Raw genomic sequence first — 25,557 nt, forward strand, 5'->3', positions numbered from 1 at the left:
TACGAAAGAAAAGTCTCGCTCAAGCTTGTTTAGAAAGCGTTAGCCATGTCGCCTTCGAGCGCGAAGGCGTTTTCGACATGGCGCGGCAATCCGCCGGGCGCGATGAAGATCGCGTCGGCGCGCAGCGTATAGCCGGCCGCCCAGGGGTGGGTCGCGCGCCAGCGATTCGCGGCGCGGCGGAAGCGCCGCTGCTTTTGCGGCGTGATGGCGATCGCGGCGTCTTCGAACGCCCCGCGCGCCTTCACTTCAACGAAGGCGATCGTTCGCCCGCGCTGCGCGACGATGTCGATCTCGCCGCCGTGCACGCGGTAATTGCGATCGAGTATCTTATAGAGGCGCGCGCGCAGCCACAGGGTCGCGAGGGTCTCGGCTCGGAGGCCATAGGCGTAGGCGGCGCGGCGTCTGTCCATGCGCCCAAGCTTAACCCTGACGCGTCCCGCCGTCTAAGGCCCTCTCGCACAAAGCGGGGGAGGAAGGGGCTTTATTTCCCCTTCTCCGCCGCCAGTTGCAGGGCCCGCGCATAGACCTGCCGGCGTGGCTGGCCGGTCGCCGCCGAGACGACGCTGGCCGCGTCTTTCACGGAATAGGAGCCAAGCGCCTCGCCGATCCTGGCGTCGAGATCGGCCTCGGCCAGGGCGGTCGCGCCTTCCTCGGGAGGCGCGACGAGCAGGACGATCTCGCCTCTCGGCGGCTCCTCATGTGCGAGCGCCTCCGACAACTCGTCGAGGCGTCCCCGGCGCACCGACTCGTACATCTTGGTGAGTTCGCGGGCGATGGCGGCGTCGCGTGGGCCGAGCACGGCGACGCAGTCGGCCAGCGTCTCGGCGAGGCGGCGGGGACTTTCGAAAAACACCAGCGTGCCCGGCACCGGCGCAAGTTCCGCAAGCCGAGCGCGGCGGGGCCCGCTTTTATGGGGCAGGAAGCCCTCGAAAAAGAACCGGTCGGTCGGCAGGCCGGCGACGACGAGCGCCGCCAGAACGGCTGAAGGGCCGGGCACCGAGGTCACGTGCACGCCCTTCTCCAGGGCCTCCTGCACCAGCTTGAAGCCGGGATCGGAAACGAGCGGCGTGCCGGCGTCGGAGACGAGCGCCAGCGTCGCCCCCGACTCGAGCCGCGCGAGCAGGTGGGGGCGAATCAGCCGGGCGTTGTGCTCGTGGTAGGCGACGAGCGGCGTCGCTATGCCGTAATGGGCGAGAAGCGTCTTGGTGACGCGCGTATCCTCGGCGATCACGGCGTCGGCGGCGGCGAGCGTCGCGAGCGCGCGGAAAGAGATGTCCTTCAAATTGCCGATGGGCGTCGCCACGACGTGAAGTCCCGGCTCCAGTCTTTCCGCCTCGGCGCGCAAGCCGAAGGCCGTGTAGCCCGCGGCGGGCAAGGGGGCCTCTTCGCTGGCCATGGATAGATCGCTCCTTGTGTCGTTCGTTTTGTCGATCGATCGTTCGGAATATGGAACAGACAGAGCCGCCCCGGCAAGGCCTCAAATTTTTGCCCAGAAAGGGTCTATTGACTTTCGGTTCTGGAAACGGACCCTATGCGTAGCTTAACGCGCGCCGAGGCTCGTTTGGCGCGCGCGGAGGGGGTTAATCTGGATGAATATTTACCCGGCAGGCCTTTCTGGCGTCTTTAAGCGCATCCGCAACTGGGGCCTCCTGGCTGGCGTTGCGGCGCTGGCGCTCGCGGCCTGCAATCCCGCCGGCATGCGGGGCGCGAAGAATCTGAATGTCGGGGCGCCGGGCTCCGCCGGTCAGGTCGCCGTCGCCGACGCCAGCGAGCGGATCGGCGACGGGGCCGTCAAGGTCGCGCTCATCGTGCCGCTCACCGGGCCGAACGGGCCGTCAGCAGTCGGCGCGTCGTTGCGCAACGCGGCGAAGCTCGCCTACGCCGACAGCGGGACGAGCGACGTCACTATTCTGGTAAAGGACGACAACTCCACCCCGGCGGGCGCCGCCGCGGCCGCGCAGGCGGCGATCAACGAGGGGGCGGAGATCATTCTCGGCCCGGTCTTCGCGCCGGACGTGCGGGAGGTCGGACGCGTCGCGCGCGGGGCGGGCAAGCCCGTCATCGCCTTTTCGACCGACACCTCGGCGGCCGGGCGCGGCAATTATCTGCTGTCCTTCCTCGTCGAGGGGCATGTCGACCGCGGCCTCGCCTACGCGGCCCAGAAGGGCAAGAAATCCGTCGCGGCGCTGGTGCCGGAGAACGACTATGGCACGCTCGCCATGGCTCAGTTCCAGCAGAGCGCCGCCAACGCAGGCCTGCGCGTGCCGCTGATCGAGCGCTATAAGCCGGGAGCGGCTGGCGAATCCGTTCAGCGCCTGGCGGCCGCCCGCGACCAGTTCGACGCGCTGTTTATTCCCGAGCAGGCCGACGCCATGACCGCCCTGTCGAAGGATCTCGCCGCGAACGGGCTCGATTCGAAGAAAGTGCAGATCATCGGCACGGGCCTGTGGAATGATTCGCGCACCTTGGGCCTGCAGGCCCTGCAGGGGGCCTGGTTCACGGCGCCCGAGAACGCCGGCTTCAACGCTTTCGCGCAGCGCTACAAGGCGAAATTCGGCTCGGAGCCGGCGCGTATCGCCACCCTTGCCTATGACGCCGTGTCGCTCGCCATCGCGCTGTCGCGTTCGCAGGGATCGCAGCGCTATTCCGAGAACGTGCTGACCAACCCTTCCGGCTTCAACGGCGCCGACGGCGTTTTCCGTTTCAAGCCCGACGGCACCAATGAGCGCGGCCTGTCCATTCTGGAGATCGGCGGCGGCTCGGCCAAGATCATCTCGCCGGCGCCGCGGAATTTCACCGGGAACGGCGCTTGATCGGCCGCGATCTGTAGCTTTCCTCTCTGCGGGGTCCGGGTGTCGTCACGCCCCGCGCCCCTCACCCCAACCCTCTCCCCGCTTGCGGGGAGAGGGAGAAGGCCGGCCAGAACCTTCTCCACTTCGGGTGAGCAGAACCCTCTCCCCGCTCGCGGGGAGAGGGCAGGGTGAGGGGCCGGGAGGCTGAGCCGCGACGTTAGACGGATGTCCGGCCTCTTAGCTGCCCCGCGGTCCGCGTCAGGGATGTCGCGGGGTCCGGGTGTCGTCACGCCCCGCGCCCCTCACCCCAACCCTCTCCCCGCTTGCGGGGAGAGGGAGAAGCCGGCCAGGACCTTTTTCACTTTGCGGGAGCAGAACCCTCTCCCCGCTCGCGGGGAGAGGGCAGGGTGAGGGGCCGGGAGGCTGAGCCGCGACGTTAGACGGATGTCCGGCCTCTTCGCGGTCCCGCGGCCCGCGTCAGGCATGTCGCGGGGTCCGCGTGTCGTCACGCCCCGCGCCCCTCACCCCAACCCTCTCCCCGCTTGCGGGGAGAGGGAGAAGGGGGCCAGGACCACCTCCTGCTTCAGGCGACAGGGAGCGGTAGCCATCTTCCCGGAGTGGAGGAGAGTCGAGTCCCGGGATTTCGTCGCCCGACCGTTTCGGCCGCCAAAAAGAAACGGCGCCCGTGGGCGCCGCTTCCGGTCTCGGTCCGGGAGAAGACCAGTTCCTCAGTAGTTGTAAGCGCGCTCGCCGTGGTCCGCGATGTCGAGGCCTTCGCGCTCCTGTTCGGGGGCCGGGCGCAGACCGACGATGATATCCACGACCTTGTAGAGGATCGCGGAACCGATCCCGGAGAAGAGCAGGGTCGCGACGACCGCGGTGGCCTGCGCCTTCATCTGGGCCGCCATGTCATATGTGCCCACGAAGCTCTCGAGGTTCGTATAGTCGGTGATGCCGACGCCGCCGAAGGCGGGGTTGACGAGCAGGCCGGTCGCCAGCGCGCCGGTGATGCCGCCAATGCAGTGCACGCCAAACACGTCGAGCGCGTCGTCATAGCCGAGCTTGTGCTTAACGAACTCGACGAAGAACAGGCAGATCGGCGAAACCGCGAGGCCGAGGATGATCGAGCCCATCGGGCCGGCGTAGCCCGAGGCGGGCGTGACGGCGACGAGGCCGGCGACCGCGCCGGTGATCAGGCCGAGCAGCGAGGGCTTGCCCTTGACCAGCCACTCCGTGAGCATCCAGGAGAGGCCCGCCGCGGCGGTGGCGACCATGGTGTTGACGAAGGCGAGGCCAGTCACGCCATTGGCTTCGAGGTTGGAGCCGGCGTTGAAGCCGAACCAGCCGACCCACAGCAGCGAGGCGCCGACCATCGACAGCGTCAGCGAGTGAGGCGCCAGGATTTCCCTACCGTAGCCGATGCGCTTGCCGACCATGATGGCGCCGACGAGGCCCGCGATGCCCGCATTGATGTGGACGACCGTGCCGCCCGCGAAGTCCAGCGCGCCCTTGCCGGCGAGCCAGCCGACGTTGCCGGCGATCTCGTCGATCTTCGCCTGCGCGGCGGCCTTGGCGGTCTCATCGCCCGCGGCGGCGAGCTGCGTCGCCGCGTCGACGAGCGCGTTGGGATCGGCCACGCCCCACACCCAATGGGCGATCGGGAAGTAAATGAAGGTGACCCAGAGCGCCACGAAGAGCAGAACCGCCGAGAATTTGATCCGCTCGGCGAAGGCGCCGACGATCAGCGCCGGCGTGATCATCGCGAAGGTCATCTGGAAGGCGAAATAGACATATTCCGGAATGACCTTGCCGGGCGTGAACGTCGGCGAGTTGCTGGAGGCGGTGACGCCCTTCAGGAACAGCTTGTTGAAGCCGCCGATGTAATGGTTCAGTCCGCCGCCGTCGCCGAAGGCGAGCGAATAGCCGTAGATCGACCAGATGATGCCGACGAGGCAGACGATGGCGAAGGTCTGCGTCAGGATCGACAGCATGTTCTTCGTGCGCACCAGGCCGCCGTAGAACAGCGCCAGACCGGGAACGGACATCATCAGCACGAGCAGGGTCGACGTCAGCATCCAGGCGACGTCGCCCGGGTGCGGCGTGGGATCGTTGCCGGCGAAAGCCGGCCCCGCCAGCGCGATCAGCGCCGCTCCCGCGAGGATCGAAGCCGCAGACGCGCTTCGAGGCATGAGAAGTTTCATGTGGAGGCTCCAGAATGGACGGGGAGGGGGCGGATCAGAGCGCGTCGGCGTCGGATTCGCCGGTGCGGATGCGAATGGCCCGCTCGAGGGGGCTCACGAAGATCTTGCCGTCGCCGATTTGTCCCGTGCGGGCCGTGGCGGTGATCGTTTCGACGACCTTGTCGACGACACTGGCGCCCACCGCGACCTCGATCTTGAGCTTCGGCAAGAAACTAATGGCGTATTCAGCCCCGCGATAGATTTCCGTGTGCCCCTTCTGCCGTCCGTAGCCCTTGACTTCCGTCACGGTGAGGCCGTGCACGCCGATATTCGTCAGCGCGTCGCGGACCTCATCGAGCTTGAACGGCTTGATGATCGCTGTCACGATTTTCATCTGCCAATCCTGTTTTGTTATCGACCCCTTGGACGGGCGCCGCTTCTGCGCAAAGCGGGACGCCGCAGCGGCGCGGTCGTTGGAGAGAGCACGTCACGTGCTCGCGCCCTTCGCCTTCAAATGCCATGCCACCCGTCTTCCCCGCTGGAAAACCAACGGATTTGCGGTCATTGAGCGTCGAGAGGGGGAACTCGACACGGGCCTCCCGGCCCGGGCGTGAGCGTCGAAATCATCAGGCGAGTCATTGCCCTCGCCACTGTGCTTGCTTTGGAAATAGGCGGGGCCTGGCTGTTTACTTTTTGCGCCTAGGATTTAAGCAGGCGCCTAAAGTTTAGTGCGCAGGCGAATGAGGCCTTCCTGGGCCACAGAGGCGAGCAAGCGCCCGTCGCGCGCATAGATCTTCCCGAAGGTTAGGCCGCGAGCATGAGCGGCGGCCGGACTTTCCTGCACATACAGCAGCCAGCCGTCGACGCGCGGGGCCTCGTGAATCCAGAGCGCGTGATCCAGGCTCGCGACCTGAATCAAGGGATCGAAAATATTGCGGCCGTGGACGGCGAGCGCCGTATTGAGCAGCGTCATGTCTGAAAGAAAGGCAAGCAGCGCCGCGTGAACCGGCTCGTCCTCGGGCAACGGGCCCCGCACCCGGAACCAGATCAACTGCCCGGCGCGGCTGGCCGACAGCAGCGTTTCCGGCGCGACGACGCGCATGTCGAGCGCGCTCGCCCGTTGCATCCAGGGCTCGGAGGGCGTCGGCAGAAAGGCGCGAAAGCGCTCCACCAGCTCGTTGATCGGCTCGAGACTTTCAGGCGTGGGCGCCTGCGGCATCTCAGCGGCGTGGGCGAGACCCGGCTCGCGCAGTTGAAAGGAGGCTTCGAGCGAGAAGATCGTACGTCCGCGCTGCGCGGCCACGCAGCGCCGCGTGGTAAAGCTGCGTCCGTCGCGGATGCGCTCGACGGTATAATCTATCGGAATTTGGGGATCGCCGGCGAGCACGAAATAGGCGTGCAGCGAATGCGCCGGACGGTCGGCGGGCACGGTCCGCGTCGCGGCGACAAGCGCCTGCGCCACAACCTGTCCGCCGTAAAGGTGATGGCCCGCCGAGGCCGGACTATGGCCTCGAAAGCGGTCCGCGCCGAGAGTTTCGAGGTCCAAAAGCGCGAGAAGCTCGCGCGCAGGCGCGTCACCCATGCCGATCCGCCTTTCTCCGAGCCGCAAGCGCCCGCTCGGAGCACGCTTTCCGGTTTGACGCCTTTCCTTACGCGGCTCTGATCCTGCTCGGTCGCAAAGCTCTAGTCAATCTGGCGCGCCTCTTCGGGCAGCATGATTGGGATGCCGTCGCGGATCGGGTAGGCGAGCCGGGCGGAGCGCGAAATCAGCTCCTGCCGATTGCGGTCATAATCCAGCGACGTCTTTGTCAACGGGCAGACGAGAATCTCCAGCAGCCGCGGGTCGACTTTCGTCCCCTCGGGGGCTTTGTTCTCCGCGGCCTCGTCGCCGGCCGGGATGCTATAGTTCATCGTAGAGTCCTTTTGTTGTGGTCAATGCCATTGTTGCCCTTCGCCTTCGCGTTGCGCCAGATCGAGCTTGGCGAGGGCGACGAGGGTTTCCGCACGGGTCTTCAAATCGATAGCCTCGACCAGCGCCTGCTTTTCATTGGCGCCGAACGGAGACATCATCGCCAGCGCATTGACCAATGTTTCCGTGGGCGCGGCGTCGATGCTGGCCCAATCGATCTCGAGTTTCGAAGATTCGGCGAAGCTGCGCAACATGGCCACCATGCTTTCGCGATCTACGGCGTTTTCGCCGGCGCCGGGCAATAAGTCCGGCTGAAAACCCTCGTAATTGACTTTGAAGCGCCGATAGGGCGTGTGCTCGGTGACTTCTTCGCCGATGCGGAAGCGCGCAACGCCCGTGAGCGTGATGAGATACCGCCCGTCGCCCGTCTCCGCGAAGCGGGTGATGCGGCCGGCGCAGCCGATCTGGAAGAGCTGCGGCGGCGTGGCGCCATTGCCGCTCTGGAGCGGTTGGATCATGCCAATGAGCCGCTCATCCGAGATGGCGGCGTCGATCATCGCGACGTAACGCGGCTCGAAAACGTTGAGCGGGAGTTCGCCGCGCGGCAGGAGCACCGCTCCCGCGAGCGGAAAGACCGGAAGGATTTCCGGCAACTCCCTGATGTCCGTGTAGGGGCAATTCAGGCTCATGTGGGCAGGCGTAACGCCGCTCCCTCTCAAGCGAAGAGCATCGTGGAGAGGCGACGCCGCGCTGCAATCGCGGCCTTGTCCATCGGTCCCCACGCCTCGAAAAACTGGACGAGCTGCTTTCTCGCCCCGTCATCGTTCCAACTACGGTCCCGCCGGATGATTTCAAGAAGCGCATTGGCCGCTTCATCGCGCCGGTCCTTGGCGTTGAGCGCGAGCGCAAGATCGAAATAGGCCTGCAAGTCATTGGGATCAAAAGCGATCCGCGTCTTCAGGTCCTCGATTTCGCCGAGATCCTGCGCGGCCGCGGCGTTTTCGATCGCCGCCAGGGCGGCCGCGACGTCGGTGTCTTTACGGGCCGATTCGGGCAGGCGATCGAGCAGCGCGCGCGCCGGGTCGAGCTGCCCGGCGCCGACATAAAGGCGCGCCAGCATCGCCACGGCCTTGGGGTTGAGCGGCTCCTCATTCGCGAGTTGCGACAAAAGCTCGTGCGCAGCGGCGACGTCGCCGGCCTCGATCAGCGCCTGCGCCGCCTCGAGCGCGTCCGTCGCGTCCTCGATCGGTCCGACGATGCGCTCCAGAAAGCCTTTGATCTGGCTCTCCGGCAAGGCGCCGACGAAGCCGTCGACGGGCCGCCCGCGCTGAAAGGCGACCACGGCCGGGATCGACTTGATGCCGAGCTGGCCGGCGATCTCCGGCTCGTTGTCGATGTTCATCTTGACGAGCAGGGCCTTGCCGCCCGTCGCAGCGACGACCCGTTCGAGCACGGGCGCGAGCTGTTTGCAGGGGCCGCACCAGGGAGCCCAGAAATCAACCAGCACGACAGCGCGCATGGAGGGTTCGAGCACATCCGCGCGAAAACGCTCCACCGTCGTCTCGACGACTTTCGTCGAACCGACCGCCGTATTCGCCAAATCGACCATCCTGCCGCTCCCTTGCCTGATCAGTCGGCCTTTCTGATGAATGTCAGATAGACCGGGCGGCGACCCGCCGCCATCGCTTTGGCCTCATATTTGGTTTGCGTCCAGCCCTCCCAAGGCGTGCGCCAATCTTCGGCCGATTGCGCGCGCCAGCGGAATGCGTCGCAAGCGCGCAGCCGCGCCAGCGTCCAGGCGGCGTAGTCGTCGATGTCGGTTGCAAAGCGCAGTTCGCCGCCCGGCCGCAAGACCCGCGCCAGCCGCGCCAAATTCTCTTCCGAGACGAAACGTCGCTTGCGATGGCGCCGCTTGGGCCAGGGATCGGGGTAGAAAAGGTAGACCTTCGAGAGACACGCGTCCGGCAGGCGGTCCAGCGCCTCGGCGGCGTCGCCCTGGTAGAGCCGGATATTGTCGACCCCGCGCGCCGCGATGCGGGAGAGCAGCTTGGCCATGCCGTTGACGAAAGGCTCGCAGCCGAGAAAATCGACCTGCGGCTCGCGCGCCGCCGCCTCGATCAGATGCTCGCCGCCGCCGAAGCCGATTTCAAGTCGCGTTTCATGGTCCGGACGCAGCGGCAGGGGCTGCGACAGATCAAGCGCGAGCCTCGGCAGCAACGTCGCGATCAGATCGGTCTGATGCGGGCGCAGGGCCTTGCCCTTGGAGCGGCCATAGAGCCGGCGCCGCGGCGGATGAGCCTCTTCGGTCATGCTCAGTCGTCAATGAAAGCCAATGGCCGGGACGCGCCCGGCCATTGCGGTGTCAATGGCGCCAACTGGCGTCAGCGGAAATGCGACCGCAGCTGATCGACGAGGTCGGTCTTTTCCCAGGAGAACCCGCCGTCCGCTTCCGGCGCGCGGCCAAAATGGCCATAGGCGGAGGTGCGCGCATAGATCGGGCGGTTGAGCTGGAGATGTTCACGAAGGCCGCGCGGCGTGAGGCGCACCAGTTGCGGCAGGACCGCCTCGAGCTTGTCCTCCGGAACCTGTCCCGTGCCATGCAGATCGACATAGATCGACAGCGGCTCGGCGACGCCGATGGCGTAGGCGAGCTGGAGCGTGCAGCGGTCGGCGAGGCCGGCGGCGACGACATTCTTGGCGAGATAGCGGGCGGCATAGGCGGCGGAACGGTCGACCTTGGTGGGGTCCTTGCCCGAGAAGGCGCCGCCGCCATGCGGCGCCGCGCCGCCATAGGTGTCGACGATGATCTTGCGGCCCGTAAGTCCGGTGTCGCCATCCGGGCCGCCGATGAAGAACTTGCCGGTCGGATTGACGTGCCAGACCGTGTTGCTGGTGATCCAGCCCTCCGGGAGCGCCCGGCGAATGTAGGGCTCGGCGATGCGGCGAATGTCGGCCGGGGTCAGGCTCTCGTCGACATGCTGATGTGACAGCACGATCTGCGTCGCCTCGACCGGCTTGCCGTTCTCATAGCGGACCGTGACCTGGCTCTTGGCGTCGGGACCCAGTCCCTTTTCCTCGCCGGAATGGCGCGCCTGGGCGAGCAGCTCCAGAATCTTGTGCGAATAATACAGCGGGGCCGGCATCAGGTCGGGCGTTTCGTTCGTCGCGTAGCCGAACATGATGCCCTGATCGCCGGCGCCCTCGTCCTTATTGCCGCTGGCGTCGACGCCCTGCGCGATGTCGACGGACTGCTCGTGCAGCAGCACCTCGATATTGGCGGTGTTCCAATGGAAGCCGCGCTGCTCGTAGCCGATGGCGCGAATCGCGTTGCGGGCGATCTGGATGATCCGGTCGAAGGAGATATGCGGCCCGCGGACTTCGCCGGCGATGACGACGCGGTTCGTGGTGGCGAGGGTCTCGGCGGCGACGCGGATGGCGTAGGGGTCGATCCCCGCCTTGGCGCCCTCACGGAAGAACTCGTCGACAATCTCGTCTGAAATACGATCACAAACCTTATCAGGATGGCCTTCTGAAACTGACTCGCTGGTGAACAGATAATTTTTCCGGGTCACTTCGAATCTCCCAATGGCCGCCGGCGACGAATTTCGCACGTTTTTGCGATGGTGCGGCTGGTTGATGTGCCAGCCGCCGTTCGTTCCGTCAAGCCAGAAGGGCGCAAAGCGTTCGTTATAGAGAACTCCGTCGCTGAGGCGAAGTCGTTAGACTTCGCTCTCCTCCTGCTCCGAGAGCGTCGTCACCAGGTCGAGGATTCGCTTTCGGACTTTGGGATCCTTGATCCGGGCGAAGGCGCGGTTGAGATGCAGGCCCTCGGCCGTCGAGAGGAAATCGACGACATATTGCGACGACGACTCCTCGGCGAAGCCGACGCCGTCCACCGGCGTCAGGCTCGGCGCGCCCTCGAAGAAAAACGACGGCGGAACATTCAGGGTCTTGGAGATCTGCTGGAGCCGGCTGGCGCCGATGCGGTTCAGGCCTTTCTCGTATTTCTGGACCTGCTGAAAGGTGAGGCCCAGGGCCTCGCCAAGCTTCTCCTGACTCATTTTCATCAGGATGCGTTGCATGCGTACACGGCTGCCCACGTGACGGTCGATCGGATCTGGCGTCTTCTTCACGTTCAACCACCCTCCTGCCACGTTTTAGCCTAACATGGTTCAAATGCAAACAGAATTAATCGTTTACTGGCCAAAACCGCAAAAAGTTCTTATTCCTCCAGTAGAAACGAAACATAGCGGCGGCCGGACCGCTTATGTTTTTGGCGTTCATCCAGGATTAGCCAGTCTCGTTATTTTGAAACCGCTGAACGGCTGCGCTTCTTAAACTCAAGGTAGCTAAAAACATTTTACCCCCGCCACCATCCTCTGGCGGCAAGGGCCAGAATCAGGGCCAACAGGATGGGAAAAACAAAGCCGCCAAGCCGCGCGAAAAACGTCTCCGCGGCGGCGGTCGGCAGACGCCCGTCGACGACGCCCTTCTCGCCGAGCGGGAGCGACTCCAGAACTCGTCCGTAACCGTCAATTATGGCCGAAATTCCAGTATTTGCGACGCGGACGAGCGGCAGACCCTCCTCGATGGCGCGCAGCCGCGCCTGAGCGAAGTGCTGATACGGCCCCGGCGTTCGCCCGAACCAGCCGTCGTTGGTGAGATTGAGCAAAAGCTCGGGCCGCTTCCCGTCCTTGTCGATTGGCGCGGCTTCCCCGGAGAAGATCGCCTCGTAGCAGATCAGCGGCGCGATCCGAGGCAGGCCCGGCGCGACGAGGGCGCGCGGCCCTTGGCCCTGATCCCAAATACCCGGAACAAGGTGCGAGACGCCGAGCGGCCGCAACAGGCCCTCGAGCGGAAGATATTCGCCGAAGGGCACAAGATGCGCCTTGTCATAGAAGGCGAGGAGGCGGGCGCCTTGCAAAACCTCGATCGAATTGAAGATTTTCCCGCGACGTCCGTCGCCGTCGCCTTCGACGCGCGCGGCGCCGGTAATAAGGATTTTGCCCTGAAGCGCCCGCGCGATCGCCGAAAGCGCCTGAGGTTCGCGCGAGAGGATGTAGGGAAAGGCCGATTCCGGCCAGATCAGATGGGTGACGTCGGCGATTCCGGTGCGGTCCGGCGCCGTCGCGCGGTCGGACAGGCCAAGATAGTCATGCAGAATCTGCGGGCCGTTGTCAGGGCGGAATTTCGCGTCCTGGGGCAGATTGGGCTGCATCAGCCGCAGTTTCACCCCGTCGACATATTCAGTCGGATGCGCGGCGAGGCGCAAGGTCCCATAGGCGGTCAGGGCCACGAGCAGCGCCGCGGCCGTCCGCGCCGCTCCGTTGGAGAGAAAACGCTCGCCCGGCCCCCGGTCGACGATGGTCGCCGGCGCCGCGAAGATCAAAATCGCCGCGAGGTCGAGGCCATGCAGACCGATCAGCGCCGCGCCCTGTCCGAGCGGACCCGCCTGCGCGAGCGCCATGCCGAAGTCGTTCCAGGGAAAGCCGGTGAGCATGTGGCCGCGCAGCCATTCGGCGGCGCCGAGGCCGGCGGCGAGCGCGAAAATGCGCAGGCTTCCCGAGGACCAGAGGGCGCGGGCGAGGACGAATCCCAGCGCCGGGAAGAGGGCGAGCGCGGCCGGCAGTCCCAGCACGGCGAGCGGCAGGGCCCAGGCGAACTGGTCCGCCTCCACGAGCATGGCGGCCCCGAGCCACCAGAGGCCGGCGAGGAAATAGCCGAATCCGAGCCACCAGCCTGCGCCGGCGGCGGACAGGAAAGCGCCGCCGCGCAGGCCCGCGCCGCGCCCGGCCGCGCCGTCGAGCAGCCAGACCGCCGTCGTGAGCGGCGCGACCATGGCCGGCGCGAAGTCGAAGGGCGGCAGCGCCAGCGCCCCGACGGCGCCGGCCGTGAAGGCGACCAGGCGCCGCGTCCAGCCGTCGGCCAAAATGATGCGCTCGGGGAGAGAGGTCAGTCCCCCCCGCGCGGCGGTCGATTGCGAAAGTTGAGCCATGGGCGCCCCTGCGAATCAGCGGACCGACTTTAGCGGCCTCCGCTTGTCACGGTTAAGGCGGGGAGCGCGTTGGGGCCGGCTAGGGATGTCGACGCGCGCGCACGCGCAGCTTGCCGACCCGGCGTGGATCGGCCTCGACAATCTCGAACTCATAGGCCTCGACCGGCGTGGCGATGATCTCGCCGCGCATCGGCACGCGGCCGGCGAGCCAGGCCACCAGGCCGCCGATGGTGGTCACCTCCGCCGGGGTGTCCTCGAGGCGGAAATCGACGCCGAGCCGCGCGGTCACCTCGTCGAGATCGGCGCGGGCGTCGACGAGAAAATCGCCGTTTTCGAGTTCGACGATCTCCGGCGGCTCCGCGACGTCGTGTTCGTCTTCGATGTCGCCGACGATCATCTCCATAATGTCCTCGATGGTGACGAGGCCGTCGGTGCCGCCATATTCGTCGATCACCAGGGCGAGATGGGTGCGCGTCGTCTGCATGCGGATCAGCAAGTCGAGCGCCGGCATGGAGCGCGGCACGAACAGCACGGGCTTCAACAGCTCCGCCTGCGAAAGCGGCGCGTCGAAATCGATGATCTTGTGCGTCGCCGCCCCGTCGGCGGCCTCGCGCTGGTCCTCGCATAAAGCGATGTGATTCACGAAGTCGCGGATGTGCACCATGCCGCGCGGATCGTCGAGCGTATCGACATAGACCGGCAGACGCGAATGGCCGGCGTCGCGGAACAAAGCGAGCGCTTCGCGCAGCGTCGCGTCCTGCGAGATCGCCACGATGTCGGCGCGCGGAATCATCGCGTCCTCGACGCGCAGATCGTGCAGTCCGAGCACGTTCTTGAGCAGGGCGCGCTCATGCGGCGTCACGTCGCCGGCGGCTTCCTCGAGCGCGTCTTCGATGTCTTCGCGCACGGAGGCGGGGGCGAGGCCGAGCAATCCGCGCAGCCGGTCGAGAAGGTTGCCGCGCGCCTCGTGGCTGCGTCTTAACGGCTCCTCGTTTTCAGATCGTATCGACATGACTTTCGTTCAGTTCGCCCGCTCGTCCACTTCGTCGGCTGCTTCTCCGGCGTAAGGGTCGCGCAAGCCCAACCGCAACGCGATCCGTCTTTCGAGGCCCTCCATCTCTTCGGCCTCGGCGGCAGTCTCGTGATCATAGCCGATCAGATGCAGAAATCCATGGATGACCATGTGAGCGGCGTGATCGCTGAGGGTTTTCTCCTGCTCCGCCGCTTCGCGCGCGACGGTTTCATAGGCAATGACGATGTCGCCCAGAAGCGGGCGGGCGTCGAGCGGGCCCGGGGTCGGGAAGGACAGGACATTCGTCGGCTTGTCCTTGCCGCGCCACTGCGCGTTGAGAACCCGGATTTCGGCGTCGTCACAAAAGGTCACGCTCATCTCGCAGTCGTCGACGAGCCTGGCGCCGCTCTCGGCAAGGCTCGCGTCGACGCAGGCGCGCGTAAGCCGCTCCAATCCGTCGAGGCCGTCCCAGGGCGCGGCGGCGACGATCATGTCGATCTCGAGACTCATGCGTCGCTGCGCGCCTTGCTCTTGGCGCGGGCGGCGCGGTCATAGGCGCCCACGATCTGGCGCACGAGATCGTGACGCACGACGTCGCCCTCCGAGAAGCGCACCCGTCCGACGCTGTCGATTTCGGAAAGCAGCGCAACCGCTTCCGACAAGCCCGAGGTCTGGCCGGGCGGAAGGTCCGTCTGCGAGGGGTCGCCGGTGACGATCATGCGCGACCCTTCGCCGAGGCGGGTGAGGAACATCTTCATTTGCATCGAAGTCGCGTTCTGCGCCTCGTCGAGCAGGATGCAGGCGCGGGTGAGCGTGCGGCCGCGCATGAACGCGAGCGGCGCCACCTCGATGATGCCGGTCTGCATGCCGCGCTCCACCATGCGCGAATCCATGAAATCGTGCAGCGCGTCGTAGATCGGGCGCAGATAGGGGTCGACCTTCTCGCGCATGTCGCCGGGCAGGAAGCCGAGCCGCTCGCCCGCCTCCACCGCGGGGCGCGACAGGATCAGCCGCTCCACCGCGCCCTGTTCCATGAGTTGCACGGCGTGGCCGACGGCGAGCCAGGTCTTGCCGGTGCCGGCGGGACCTTCGCCGAAAACGAGTTCGTAGCGTTTCAGCGCGCGCAGGTATTGGTCCTGCGCGGCGTTGCGTGCGCGCACGAGGCCGCGCTTGCGGGTGATGAGCTGCTCGAAGGCGCCGCGCGCCGGCTCGGCGTCGGGAAAAAGACTGCGCTGGCGCGCCGTCTCTTCGATGGCGCCGTCGACGTCGCCGAGCGCGACGGTTTGCCCTTTTGAGATGCGTTCGTAAAGCGCTTCGAGCACGCGCCTCGCGTGTTCGCAGGCCTCCGATTTGCCTTTCAGAGTGACGTGATTGCCGTTTGCGAAAGAGGCGATCTTCAGCCGGCGCTCGATCTTGGCGAGGTTCTGGTCGTAATGGCCAAAGACGAGGGACGCATATCGGTTGTTTTCGAAGGCCAGGGTGATTTCCGCGTCGGGTTCGGCCGCCTCGTCCCGGCGTCCGATCCGCAGGTCGTCAATCGTCGTCAAGCCTTCGCCTCCTCGCCCTCGTCCATGAGCCGCCCCGCCAGCGAATTGGAGCCGGCCGCGACTATTTCGACGCGCGCCACGCGCCCCACCCTGTCTGCGGCGCCGCTGACATGCACAGCCTGCATATAGGGACTTTTCCCCGCGATTTGACCCTCGTGGCGGCCGGGTTTTTCAAACAGCACGTCGACCGTCTTGCTGACCGTGGCGGCGTTGAACGCCTGGCGTTGCTCTTCGAGCAGCGCCTGCAGGGCGGCGAGGCGCGCGCGCTTGACCTCTTCGTCGATCTGGTCGTCGCGCTCGGCGCCCGGCGTTCCGGGGCGGGGCGAATATTTGAAGGAGAAGCTGGAGGCGAAGCCGACGGCGCGCGCCAGCGCCATCGTGTCCTCGAAATCTTCATCCGTCTCGCCCGGAAAGCCGACGATGAAATCGGACGACAACGCCATGTCCGGCCGCGCCTTGCGCAGGCGGGCGATGATGTCGAGGTAGTCGGCGGCCGTGTGCTTGCGGTTCATCGCCTTGAGCACGCGGTCCGAGCCCGACTGCACGGGAAGGTGGACATAGGGCATGAGCTTTTCGATCGACTCATGCACGTCAATCAAGTCCTGAGCCATGTCGACAGGATGACTGGTCGTGTAGCGCAGCCTGTCGATCCCCTCGATCTGCCCCATCTCGGCGAGCAGGCGGGCGAGGCTCCAGTCACGGCCCTCGTCGTCCGCGCCGCGATAGGCGTTGACGTTCTGGCCGATGAGCGTGATCTCCCGCACCCCCGCCTCGACGAGACGCTGCGTCTCGGCGAGCACGTCGGCGACGGGCCGCGAGACCTCCGCGCCGCGCGTATAGGGTACGACGCAGAAGGAGCAGAATTTGTCGCAGCCTTCCTGCACGGTGACGAAGGCGGAGACGCCGCGGGCGCGGATCTGCGCGCGGCTGGGCTGCGGGAGGGCGTCGAATTTGTCCTCGACGGCAAACTCGGTGTCGGTGAGGCGGCGGCCATGCCTGGCTTGTTGCAAAAGGTCGGGCAGGCGGTGATAGCTTTGCGGACCGACGACCAGATCGACGGCGCGCTGGCGCTTCAGCACTTGCTCGCCCTCGGCCTGCGCGACGCAGCCGGCGACGACAATCTTCATCTCGCGCCCTTGCGCCTCGCGCGCGCGCTTTTCGAGCGCCAGCTTCCCGAGTTCGGAATAGATCTTTTCGGCCGCCTTCTCGCGGATGTGGCAGGTGTTCAGGATTACGAGGTCGGCGTCGGCTTCCTCGGCGGTCTCGGCGTAGCCCTCGCGGCCGAGCAAATCCGCCATGCGCGTCGCGTCATAGACGTTCATCTGGCAGCCATAGGACTTGACCAGAACCTTGCCGCCCCGCGCAGGCGCGCCCTCGGGCGCGTCGTCGAGCGTCGCCACCGCATTCAAAACCGGGTTGGAAATCGTGTCTGCTCCCTCACGCTGGAGCGCCCGACTCGGCGGCGCTCACAGTCTGATCGCCATTATAGGGGCATTTAGCCGTCGGGCCGAATCCATTTCTTTCGGCGGAACGGCGAATTGAGCAGGACAACGCAACCTCCCCGTCGTCCGGCCCGGTCATCCGCGCCGGCGCGACTGTGCAGGCGAGCGTCGCTTACATTTCCAGCCGCATATTCACCGCCGCGCGCTTCGTCCCGTCGGCGCGCTGATAATAGTTTTCGCGCCGGCCAATCTCCCGGAACCCGGCGCGGGAATAAAGCTTCAGCGCAGCCTCATTGTCGTCCGCGACCTCGAGGAAGACGAGCCGCGCGCCGCCGCGTTCGAGATTCTCGATATGCTTGTCCAAAAGCATCCAGCCGAGCCCGGCGCCGCGCCGGGCCGGGTCGACGGCGAAGGTCAGCACTTCGGCGTCTGGCGGCAACAGGCGCGACAGGATGAAGCCGCCGAGCCTGCCCTTGGCCCCTTCGGTCACGGCGCCGTCGGCGATGACATGGGGGTCGGTGAGATAGCTCTCGAAGTCGATCTTCGACCAGCCGAAGGCGAAGGAGGCGCCATGCAGCGCCTCGCACTCCTCGGCGCGTTCGGCGCCGATGGGCTGCACGATGAAGCTCGGCTTCGCGAAAAAACTCGTCAGAAGGCTCATGACAGGAAACTTAAGCCTGCGCGGGCTCGGAGGCGAGCGGCGCAGTCGCGGGGCTGTCCGGCAAGGCCTCTGCGCGGGCGGCGTCGCCCGAGGGCGCGGGGGCGGCCTCCTGCGGCGGCTTGCCCGAAACCGTCACGTCGGGTTCTTTGAGGTAGAGCGGCCGGGCCGGGGCGCTTTCCGGCTTCGCCGCGAGACCGAGGCGCGCGACATAGGCGATGTCCGGGGACGCCCGATCGCTGACGATCCTGTGGGCCAGGCCGTTCGCGCGCGCTTCCTTGGCGAGAAGGTCGGCGCCCGAGCCGATGAGCAGAAACGGCCCGTCGCCGAGCGCCCGCAGCGCCTCATGGGCGCCGGCGCGGCGGGGGGTCAACAGCGCGCGGCCGTCCGGGCCGAAGGCGGCGACATAGACCTTGCCGTGACGCGCGTCGATCGCCGCGGCGACGACGCCGTCGAACTCCTCGAGGATGAGCGGAGCGGCGAGCGCCGCGAGCGTCGAGACGCCCACAACGTCCGCCTTGCAGGCGAGTCCGATGGCCTGACCCGCCGCGAGGCCGATACGGATGCCGGTGAACGACCCCGGTCCGACCGCCACGGCGACCCGGTCGATGGTGGAGAAGCCGCCCTCGACCTTGCTCATGACCCGCTCGATGAGCGGCATGATCGCCTCCGCATGGCCGCGCTCCATGTCAATGGACTCGGCGGAGATGGGCTCCTCCGCGTCGCTGTCGAGGACGCAGGCCGAGACGGCGGGCAGGGCGGTGTCAATCGCAAGGATTCGCATGGTCGCCAGAATATGACCCTTTTGAGCGCCCAAGCAACAAAGGGCGAAGCGCCAAGGCCCGCGGCTCAGGCCGGCTCTACGGCTCTGACCTGCGGCAGAAAGTGCCGGAGCAGGTTCTCGATGCCGTTGCGCAGCGTCGCCGTGGAGGAGGGGCAGCCCGAGCAGGCGCCTTTCATCGCGAGATAGACGACTCCATCCCGGAAGCCCCGGAACACGATGTCGCCGCCGTCGCCGGCGACCGCGGGGCGCACGCGCGTTTCGATGAGCTCCTTGATCGTCGCCACCGTCTCGGCGTCGGCGGGATCATAGAACTCGCCGCCCTGGTCCTGCGCCACGGCGCCGCCCTCGGTGAACAGCGGCGCGCCGGAGGCGAAATGCTCCATGATCGTGCCGAGGATTGCGGGCTTCAAATGCGCCCAGTCGGCGCCGTTCTTGGTCACGGAGACGAAGTCGCCGCCGTACATCACCGCCTCGACGCCGTCGATGGCGAGCAGCGCCTGCGCGAGCGGGGCGTTGGCCGCCGCCTCTGGGGAGCGGAACTCCATGGCGCCCTGGCCGAGGACGGTCTGGCCGGGAAGGAACTTCAGCGTCGAAGGGTTGGGGGTGGCTTCGGTCTGGATGAACATGGTTGGCCTCCTGCGCCCGGTTCAAGGCCGGGGAATTGGCGCGTGCTTAGCACGGTTTCGGTCTGGGCGATATGGAACGTCTTTTTAGATGGGCATTCAATCCTGTCCTCGAAAGGCCCGCTCGCGCCATCGGCGCAGCGCCACGAGGGCCCAGATCGCTTCGACGAGGCCAAAGGGCCAGGCGCCCTGCAGAAACCCATAGGCCGAGCCGAGCGCGCAGGAGGCCGCGAAGCCCAGCACGAACCACGGACTGCGGTCTTCCAGAGCGTAAGTCGCGAGCATGGCGCTGACGGCGAAAAGGCCGAAGAGGGTCAGAGCGTCCATTTTCCTTCACCGAAGCTGACGTTGCATTTGCCATACCAGCGCAAATGCCCCAAGTTCTTCGGGCCATGGACGAAGACGCCCTTCTCGCCGCCAACGCCGCCTATTATCGCGCTTTCGCCGCGCGCGACTTCGCCGCCATGGAGGCGCTGTGGGCCGAGGCCGACGTCACCTGCGTGCACCCGGGATGGCCGGTACTCATCGGCCGCGCGCCAATCCTCGGGTCCTATCGCGACATTTTTCGCAATCCGTCGCAGGAGGCGGTGACGGCGCGCGAGGAAAAGCTCGTCGTCGACGGCGCCGACGGCCGGGTGTTTTGCGTGGAGGAAGTCGGCGGCGGGCTTCTGCTGGCGACCAATTGGTTTCGGCTCGTCGAGGGACGCTGGCGATTGCTGCACCATCAGGCGAGCCCGCTCTCCCCGCCGCCGCCGGCGCAGCGGGGCGTGAAGCCCTCATTCCACTGACCGGGCCTTTTATTAGTAGCCGCCGCTTCCGACCAGCGGATGGATGCCGCCGGTCCCGCCGCCGCCGCCGCGACTCTGTCGCTGAGCCGACGCTTTGCTGCGCTTGGCGATCGTGACGATCCGACTGGCCTTGGAGACGGACGGCTCAAACAAGCGGGGGGCCGGCACGGCCTGGGCGGCCGGCGCGGCGAGGGCGCACAATAGGATGATCGTAGGCACATAGCGCATTTGGCGTCTCCCTTGGGGTGACGGCGCAGCCTAGCAGATTTCGGCGCGGTCGGCGCGGCAACCGCCCCCTCAGCTCTGCCCGTCTTCCGTCAATTTCTTCCGCCGCCAGACTTTCTTCGGGTCGCGGCGCGGGCCTTCCACCAGTCTCACCACCATGCCCCAGAGCGTGCGCACATCCTGCTGCGTGAGGCCCATGCGGTGGAACATATTGCGCAGATTGCGGGACATCACAGGCTTTTTGTCGAGCGGCCGGAAAAATCCGCGCTTGTCCAACTCCTCTTCGAGAAAATCGAAAAAGGCCAGCGTCATCTCCCGCGTCGCCGGCGGCGAGCGCTCCTCGATCTCGTAAGGGACGGCGTCGCCATGCGCGGCGCGAAACCACTCATAGCCGACGAGCAGCACGGATTGCGCCAGATTGAGCGAGGCATAGGCCGGATTGACGGGGAAGGTGAGAATGGCGTCGGCGAGCGCCACGTCGTCATTGTCGAGCCCGGTGCGCTCGGGGCCGAAAAGAAAGCCATGCGCTTCGCCCACAGCCAGGCGCGCCGCGGTATCGCCGAGCGCTTTCGCCGGGGTGACGACGGGCTTCATCTGACCGCGTCCACGCGCCGTTGTCGCGTAGACGAAATTGAGGTCGGCGATCGCCGCGCGGACACTATCGTAAAGCTTCGCGCTCTCGAGCAGATGCGTCGCCCCGGCGGCGGCGGCGTAAGCGCCCTTGCGATAGGCGCCGGTGCGCGGCCAGCCTTCGCGGGGCGACACCAGCCGTAGGTCGGAGAGGCCGAAATTCGCCATGGCGCGGGCGCACATGCCGATGTTCACGGCGAGCTGCGGCCGCACCAGAATAATGGCTGGCCCGCCGGTGAGCGCCGTCTTGGTATGATCCGTCCCCGCTCCGACCACTGTCGCGTCCTTTCGCCAAGGATCGCTAATTAGGCGGAAGCGGCGCGCGGGGGAAGGGGTTACGCGCGCGTGACGGAAAGCGCGGCGGGCAAGTCGATCTGTCGCAGCAGCGCCGCTTCATGCGCGTAGAGGCCGACGACGAGGGCGAGCCCCGCCGCGACGGCGAGACGGCGCCGGCCAGGGCTGTCGGGCGAGTCCATGGCGAGCGCGGGTCTGCGATTGAACCATTCCAAGGCGAGAAACATCAGCCCGAAAGCCACGAGATCGTCGGCCCGTGCGAAAAGCAGCGCGAGCAGCGCTGTAAGCAGCCCCGCCGCGACCTGCTGCGCACGGCCCGGCCTGCATAACGCGGCGACGGCCCGCGCCCCGTCTGAGCCGGCCCAGGGCAGAAGGTTGGGGATATTGTAGAGGAGCGTCAGCAGCACGAAGGCTTGTCTGGCGACGCCGACGAGCGCGGCGGCGTAGTCGGGCTCGGCGCTTGCGAGGCCGCGCGCCAACTCGGAAAGCTCCGAAGGAGCAGGCTGCACGACGAAGGCCGCGAGCGCCGACAGCGCCGGGCCGGCGAGGCCCACGACCCCCGCTTCGAAAGCGTCGGCGTGGTCGTGAGCGCCGATCGAAACGCCGCCGCCGAAGGGCGCGAGGCTGATCACGATTTCCCGATGGCCGAAGGCCGCGAGCGCCAGCGCATGACCGAACTCGTGTATGAGCGTCACGGCGAGGAGCAGACCGAACAAGAGCAGCGTCGCGACCCCTGCGAGCTGCAGGATGAGCGCCAGCGCCTCCGGGGTCGCGAGAAGCGCGTCCATCGAAACGCCCAGGGCGTTCAACGCCAGATAAAAAGCCGGCGCCAGGAGAAGCGCGGCCATTGCGAGACCGGTGACGACGCCGAGCAGGGCGAGGCGCCAGCCCGCGAAGCGAAACAGGGGGGCGGTCTCGACGCCGTGGCCGAGCGCGGCGTCTCCGAGCGCGGTGAGCTCGCGCGTCAGGGCGAGGCGCGTCAGTTCGTAATCGAGCAGTCCGGTCACTGGCTTTTCGTAAAGGACGGTAAGCTGCGTCCTGTCGCCCGTCCCGTCGACGTCCGCTACGACGCGCGCGCCGGCCGCTTCGCACACGATCCGCCCCTTACCCTCGCCTGCCTCCCGCTCCTCTACGAGGCGGACGAAAGGCTTCTCGCTATGAGGCGCGCGGCGCTTATCCCGCGTCTCGTGGAGAAGGTTGAAGCCGCCTTTCGGTCCGCGTGGGTCCAAAAGGCGCCAGATCAACGCCGCCGGAGCGTCGACCGTTATCCGGCAGGCGAAGCGCCGGCGTCCGAGCGGCAATCGGAAAAGCAGCCACCACCCGGCGAAGGGAGGGACCGAGAAGAGCAAGAACCATAGAAGAGCCGGAACGGATTGGGCGAGAAAGCCGGAGGCGCTGTCGAGCATGTTAGGTTTCCAGGCAGGACGCCCTCAGCTTAACAGTGAGCCATCAATCTGACATTAACGGCGATCCGGGCCAGCCTCCGCAGGGACGTTTTGGCCCTTCTCGCGCCTGATCGCCGCCAGAGCGATCGCGAGGCTTGTCGCGAGCATGAGCCCCGCCACGAAGAAGCCCGCGCCCGCGAACACGTCGACGGCAAGCGAGAACGCGAAGATCTGCGTAAAAATCAGCGGTCCGATCATCCCCGAGACGCCGCGCAGGCTGCCCAGGGCCCCCTGGAGGCGGCCCTGTTCAGAGGCCCCGGCGAGCCGCGTCGCGAGACCCTGAAAGGACGGGTTCGCCATGCCCCACATGGCGATGAGGGGCGGCGCCGCCATGAAGGCCGCGCCTGTGGGCGCGACGGCGTAAGCGACGAAGCCGAGAGCCCCGCAAGCGAGCGCGATGGTCAGCGTCGTTTTCTCCCCGAGCCGCGCCACGGCGGGGCGCACCAGCGCGCCCGACACGATGGTCTGCGATACGCCGACGATCGCGAGCGCCCAGCCGGTCGTGCTCGCGTCCCAGTTGTAGCGCTGCTGCGTATAGAGAACGAACAGCGCCGGGAGCGATTCATGCGCGAGATAGGAGAGAAAGAGCGCCGCCGCGAGGAGCGTCAACGCCAGCCGCCGGCGCAGGAAGTCGAGCGAGCCCAGCACATTGGCGCTGCGCCAGACGACGTTCGGGGTGCGTTTCTCGGGGGCGAGCGACTCCGGCAGGATGAAGTAGCCGTAGAGGAAATTGGCGAGGCTGAAGGCGGCCGCCGCCCAGAACGGCAAGCGAAGGTCATAGGCGCCGAGCGCGCCGCCGATCGCCGGCCCAAGGATGAAACCCAGGCCAAAGGCCGCGCCGATCATGCCGAAGCGCCCTGCGCGCTTCTCGGGCGGGGTAATGTCGCTGATGTAGGCGTTGGCGGTGGCGACGCTCGCTGCGGTCGCGCCGGAGATGAGCCTGCCCACGAAGAGAAAGGGCAGGGAGGGGGCCAACGCCATGAATATATAGTCGATCCCGAGCCCGAAATTCGAGGCGAGCACCACGGGCCGGCGGCCGTAATGGTCGGAAAGCGCCCCGAGGACCGGCTGGAAGAGAAACTGCATCGCCGCCCAGGCGACGCCGAAGACGCCGACGACGCGGGCCGCCGACGGCAGGTCGCCGCCCTCGAACTGAACGATAAGCTTGGGCAGCACCGGAATGATGACGCCGAGCGCCAGCATGTCGAGCACGACGGTGACGAGAATGAAGAGAAACGCCGCCTCTCTTCGAGGCTGAGGCGCTGATGTCATGACCCTACCTGGACTGGAGTTTGTCGCGGTTGCGATAGCCGCAAAGTCCCGGCCCCGCAAGAAGGCCGGGCGCAAATGACGTGGCGCGGCGCAAGCGCTCCAAAATGAGTCGCCGCCATCCACCGCGTTCCCGGAGCCCCATCGCCGTTGAACCCGACCATCTTGGATTGGCCGCCCGAATCAACGCCATAGCGGGATAAACTGTGGCAACGGAGACACAGCTGCCGGGGAGTTCATCGTCACAATCGAACTCCGGGCCGGTCACGACGCTTTTGTCACGGCTCTGTCATGCGGCGGCGGATTCTCTCGCTCCCGGAACTTAACGTTCGGGGAAGGTCCACAAATGAAATCGTCTTTTGGGCATCGGCTCCTCGCCTTGACGGCGCTGGGTGTCTGGGTGGCCTTCGCCGCTCCTGCGGCGGCGGACACCGCCGATGAAATCCGCGCGCTGAAGGCGCGCCTCAACAAACTCGAAGCGCAGGAGGCCGAGGCTAGGCGCGCGGCGAAGGCCGCCGCGGCGCAGGCGGCGGCCGCGGCCGCCCATCCCGCTCCGGTCGTGATCGCCGGCGCGCCGCCGGCGCCGAAGCACTGGTACGAGAAGATCAGCATCCGCGGCTATACGCAGATGCGCTACAACGACATCCTGTCCGCCCACAACTTCAATGACGCTTACGCCTATGGCGACCGCTCGGTCGGCCCGCGTCAGAACTTCTTCCTTCGCCGCATCCGCCTGATCTTCAGCGGCGACATCTCCGACCACCTCTATCTCTACCTGCAGCCGGACTTCGCCTCATCGCCTTCCGGCACGTTCAGCAGTTCGCCGTCCTCCGTCGTCTCCGGCGTTCCTTATTACGGGTATTACAACTACCAGGTCGGCACGTATAACCTGAACGCCGGCAATTTCGCGCAGTTGCGCGACGCCTACGCCGACATTTCGGTCGACGACAAGAAGGAATTCCGCTTCCGCGTCGGTCAGTCGAAGATTCCCTACGGCTTCACCAACATGCAGTCGTCGCAGAATCGTCTGACGCTCGACCGCCCCGACGGGCTCAACACCTGCTGTAAGGACGAGCGCGACCTCGGCATCTTCTTTTACTATACGCCCGAGCACATGCGTCATCTCTTCCGGGATCTCGTCAAGAACAACCTGAAGGGTTCGGGCGATTACGGCATGTTCGCCTTCGGCGTCTACAATGGTCAGGGCGCAAACCGCGTCGAGCTGAACAAGGGCGTTCATCTCGTCACACGCTTCACCTATCCGTACGTCTTCGAAAACGGCCAGGTCGTCGAAGCGTCGATCCAGGGCTATACGGGCCGCTTCGTGCCGGCGACCTCGGCGATCATTCCCTCGCTCGGCATGGCGACGAACTGGGCGGGCTACCGGCCGAACCAGTATCCATGGAACGCCTCGCCCTTTACCGGCGCGGTGGCGCCTTTCGTCAATGCGCCCGGTTACAACAACCCGGGCAACTTCAACACGACCTATTACCCGACGCCGCTCGCGGGCGTCTGGAACCCGTCCTGCGTCAACGGCTGCGTCGGCGTCAAGGACGAGCGCGTCGCCGTCACCGGCATCATCTATCCGCAGCCCTTCGGCGTCTTCGCGGAATGGAACTGGGGCCGCGGCCCGGTGCTCGATCCGTACCAGCTGGTCGTCAAGGACGGCAAGCTGAACGGCGGCTACGTCATCGTGACCTACAAATACGACGACAAGGAATTCGGTCTCGGCACCTTCTTCCCCTATGTCCAGTGGCAGCAGTATCGGGGCGGCGCGAAGACCGAGGTCAACGCGCCGTACAACAGGGTCAACGAACTGGAGGTGGGCGTCGAATGGCAACCGCTTCCGGAGGTCGAGTTCACCGCCGCCTATGCGCATATGAACCGAACGAACCTGGCGCTCGCGCCGTACCGGCAGTGGCAGGGCGATCTGCTCCGCATGCAGCTGCAGTGGAACTACTGAT

The 25,557-nt window shown here is 66.3% G+C and carries 27 protein-coding genes; 3 read left to right on the plus strand and 24 right to left on the minus strand.

Annotated elements, in window-relative coordinates; translation table 11 throughout:
• Nucleotides 1-29 precede the first annotated feature (29 nt).
• Both RVU70_RS14790 and rsmI read right to left on the minus strand, forming a co-directional pair.
• Nucleotides 30-410 carry a YraN family protein gene (locus RVU70_RS14790; protein WP_363347594.1) on the minus strand — a complete coding sequence of 127 codons (381 nt, stop codon included), beginning with the start codon at nt 408-410 and terminating at the stop codon, nt 30-32.
• A gap of 71 nt (nt 411-481) precedes the next feature.
• Nucleotides 482-1,396 (minus strand): 16S rRNA (cytidine(1402)-2'-O)-methyltransferase, encoded by a 915-nt coding sequence (gene rsmI, locus RVU70_RS14795; protein ID WP_363347596.1) that lies wholly within the window; start codon nt 1,394-1,396, stop codon nt 482-484.
• A gap of 193 nt (nt 1,397-1,589) precedes the next feature.
• Between rsmI and RVU70_RS14800 the strand changes: the two genes are divergently transcribed.
• Entirely contained in the window at nt 1,590-2,813 is a 1,224-nt protein-coding gene (locus tag RVU70_RS14800) for a penicillin-binding protein activator (RefSeq protein WP_363347598.1), read from the plus strand.
• 707 nt (nt 2,814-3,520) lie between these two features.
• Here the strand turns inward: RVU70_RS14800 and RVU70_RS14805 are convergent.
• The 18 genes from RVU70_RS14805 to RVU70_RS14890 all read right to left on the minus strand — a co-directional run bounded on the left by RVU70_RS14805 (nt 3,521) and on the right by RVU70_RS14890 (nt 19,269).
• On the minus strand, nt 3,521-4,993 hold the full coding sequence (locus RVU70_RS14805; RefSeq protein WP_363347600.1) for an ammonium transporter: 1,473 nt from the start codon (nt 4,991-4,993) through the stop codon (nt 3,521-3,523).
• Nucleotides 4,994-5,027: 34 nt separating this feature from the next.
• Nucleotides 5,028-5,366, minus strand: a complete 339-nt coding sequence (locus tag RVU70_RS14810; RefSeq protein ID WP_363347602.1) for a P-II family nitrogen regulator — start codon at nt 5,364-5,366, stop codon at nt 5,028-5,030.
• Between the two features lie 324 nt (nt 5,367-5,690).
• Nucleotides 5,691-6,554 carry an acyl-CoA thioesterase II gene (locus RVU70_RS14815; RefSeq protein WP_363347604.1) on the minus strand — a complete coding sequence of 288 codons (864 nt, stop codon included), beginning with the start codon at nt 6,552-6,554 and terminating at the stop codon, nt 5,691-5,693.
• Nucleotides 6,555-6,655: 101 nt separating this feature from the next.
• Nucleotides 6,656-6,883, minus strand: a complete 228-nt coding sequence (locus tag RVU70_RS14820; RefSeq protein WP_363347606.1) for a Trm112 family protein — start codon at nt 6,881-6,883, stop codon at nt 6,656-6,658.
• 21 nt (nt 6,884-6,904) lie between these two features.
• Nucleotides 6,905-7,570: an LON peptidase substrate-binding domain-containing protein gene (locus RVU70_RS14825; RefSeq protein WP_363347608.1), complete on the minus strand. Its 666-nt coding sequence runs from the start codon at nt 7,568-7,570 to the stop codon at nt 6,905-6,907.
• A 26-nt stretch (nt 7,571-7,596) separates the two neighbouring features.
• A complete protein-coding gene (locus tag RVU70_RS14830) occupies nt 7,597-8,490 on the minus strand; it encodes a co-chaperone YbbN (protein WP_363347610.1) in 894 nt (297 codons plus the stop codon).
• 20 nt (nt 8,491-8,510) lie between these two features.
• Nucleotides 8,511-9,191: a tRNA (guanosine(46)-N7)-methyltransferase TrmB gene (gene trmB, locus RVU70_RS14835; RefSeq protein WP_363347612.1), complete on the minus strand. Its 681-nt coding sequence runs from the start codon at nt 9,189-9,191 to the stop codon at nt 8,511-8,513.
• Between the two features lie 71 nt (nt 9,192-9,262).
• The gene (gene metK, locus RVU70_RS14840) at nt 9,263-10,453 is read right to left on the minus strand and encodes a methionine adenosyltransferase (protein WP_363347614.1); all 1,191 of its coding nucleotides are present in this window, start codon (nt 10,451-10,453) and stop codon (nt 9,263-9,265) included.
• A gap of 147 nt (nt 10,454-10,600) precedes the next feature.
• Nucleotides 10,601-10,963: a helix-turn-helix transcriptional regulator gene (locus tag RVU70_RS14845; protein ID WP_363351354.1), complete on the minus strand. Its 363-nt coding sequence runs from the start codon at nt 10,961-10,963 to the stop codon at nt 10,601-10,603.
• 278 nt (nt 10,964-11,241) lie between these two features.
• Complete coding sequence (gene lnt, locus RVU70_RS14850; RefSeq protein ID WP_363347616.1) at nt 11,242-12,876, minus strand: apolipoprotein N-acyltransferase; 1,635 nt, start codon at nt 12,874-12,876, stop codon at nt 11,242-11,244.
• Nucleotides 12,877-12,955: 79 nt separating this feature from the next.
• Complete coding sequence (locus RVU70_RS14855; protein WP_363347618.1) at nt 12,956-13,888, minus strand: hemolysin family protein; 933 nt, start codon at nt 13,886-13,888, stop codon at nt 12,956-12,958.
• A gap of 9 nt (nt 13,889-13,897) precedes the next feature.
• Nucleotides 13,898-14,398 carry an rRNA maturation RNase YbeY gene (ybeY, locus tag RVU70_RS14860; protein ID WP_363347620.1) on the minus strand — a complete coding sequence of 167 codons (501 nt, stop codon included), beginning with the start codon at nt 14,396-14,398 and terminating at the stop codon, nt 13,898-13,900.
• Nucleotides 14,395-15,435 carry a PhoH family protein gene (locus tag RVU70_RS14865; protein ID WP_363347622.1) on the minus strand — a complete coding sequence of 347 codons (1,041 nt, stop codon included), beginning with the start codon at nt 15,433-15,435 and terminating at the stop codon, nt 14,395-14,397. Before RVU70_RS14865 ends, ybeY begins: the two co-directional genes overlap by 4 nt.
• Nucleotides 15,432-16,835 carry a tRNA (N6-isopentenyl adenosine(37)-C2)-methylthiotransferase MiaB gene (gene miaB, locus RVU70_RS14870; RefSeq protein ID WP_363347624.1) on the minus strand — a complete coding sequence of 468 codons (1,404 nt, stop codon included), beginning with the start codon at nt 16,833-16,835 and terminating at the stop codon, nt 15,432-15,434. Before miaB ends, RVU70_RS14865 begins: the two co-directional genes overlap by 4 nt.
• A 214-nt stretch (nt 16,836-17,049) precedes the next feature.
• A complete protein-coding gene (locus tag RVU70_RS14875) occupies nt 17,050-17,538 on the minus strand; it encodes a GNAT family N-acetyltransferase (RefSeq protein ID WP_363347626.1) in 489 nt (162 codons plus the stop codon).
• Between the two features lie 10 nt (nt 17,539-17,548).
• Nucleotides 17,549-18,319, minus strand: coding sequence for a tRNA (adenosine(37)-N6)-threonylcarbamoyltransferase complex dimerization subunit type 1 TsaB (gene tsaB / locus RVU70_RS14880; protein WP_363347628.1), 771 nt, complete (start codon nt 18,317-18,319; stop codon nt 17,549-17,551).
• A 65-nt stretch (nt 18,320-18,384) separates the two neighbouring features.
• A complete protein-coding gene (locus tag RVU70_RS14885) occupies nt 18,385-18,945 on the minus strand; it encodes a NifU family protein (protein WP_363347630.1) in 561 nt (186 codons plus the stop codon).
• Between the two features lie 96 nt (nt 18,946-19,041).
• The gene (locus tag RVU70_RS14890) at nt 19,042-19,269 is read right to left on the minus strand and encodes a hypothetical protein (protein ID WP_363347632.1); all 228 of its coding nucleotides are present in this window, start codon (nt 19,267-19,269) and stop codon (nt 19,042-19,044) included.
• A 65-nt stretch (nt 19,270-19,334) separates the two neighbouring features.
• Between RVU70_RS14890 and RVU70_RS14895 the strand changes: the two genes are divergently transcribed.
• Nucleotides 19,335-19,730, plus strand: a complete 396-nt coding sequence (locus RVU70_RS14895) for a nuclear transport factor 2 family protein (protein ID WP_363347634.1) — start codon at nt 19,335-19,337, stop codon at nt 19,728-19,730.
• A gap of 12 nt (nt 19,731-19,742) precedes the next feature.
• Here the strand turns inward: RVU70_RS14895 and RVU70_RS14900 are convergent, their stop codons facing one another.
• The 4 genes from RVU70_RS14900 to RVU70_RS14915 all read right to left on the minus strand — a co-directional run bounded on the left by RVU70_RS14900 (nt 19,743) and on the right by RVU70_RS14915 (nt 23,596).
• A complete protein-coding gene (locus tag RVU70_RS14900) occupies nt 19,743-19,958 on the minus strand; it encodes a hypothetical protein (protein ID WP_363347636.1) in 216 nt (71 codons plus the stop codon).
• Nucleotides 19,959-20,027: 69 nt separating this feature from the next.
• On the minus strand, nt 20,028-20,861 hold the full coding sequence (locus RVU70_RS14905) for an RNA methyltransferase (RefSeq protein ID WP_363347638.1): 834 nt from the start codon (nt 20,859-20,861) through the stop codon (nt 20,028-20,030).
• 59 nt (nt 20,862-20,920) lie between these two features.
• Complete coding sequence (locus RVU70_RS14910) at nt 20,921-22,285, minus strand: hypothetical protein (protein WP_363347640.1); 1,365 nt, start codon at nt 22,283-22,285, stop codon at nt 20,921-20,923.
• A 54-nt stretch (nt 22,286-22,339) separates the two neighbouring features.
• On the minus strand, nt 22,340-23,596 hold the full coding sequence (locus tag RVU70_RS14915) for a TCR/Tet family MFS transporter (protein ID WP_363347642.1): 1,257 nt from the start codon (nt 23,594-23,596) through the stop codon (nt 22,340-22,342).
• 343 nt (nt 23,597-23,939) lie between these two features.
• Between RVU70_RS14915 and RVU70_RS14920 the strand changes: the two genes are divergently transcribed.
• Complete coding sequence (locus RVU70_RS14920) at nt 23,940-25,556, plus strand: porin (RefSeq protein WP_363347644.1); 1,617 nt, start codon at nt 23,940-23,942, stop codon at nt 25,554-25,556.
• The last annotated feature ends 1 nt before the right edge of the window (nt 25,557 follow it).

The sequence above is a fragment of the Methylocystis echinoides genome, assembly GCF_040687965.1.
In the GTDB taxonomy this organism is placed as follows: domain Bacteria; phylum Pseudomonadota; class Alphaproteobacteria; order Rhizobiales; family Beijerinckiaceae; genus Methylocystis; species Methylocystis echinoides_A.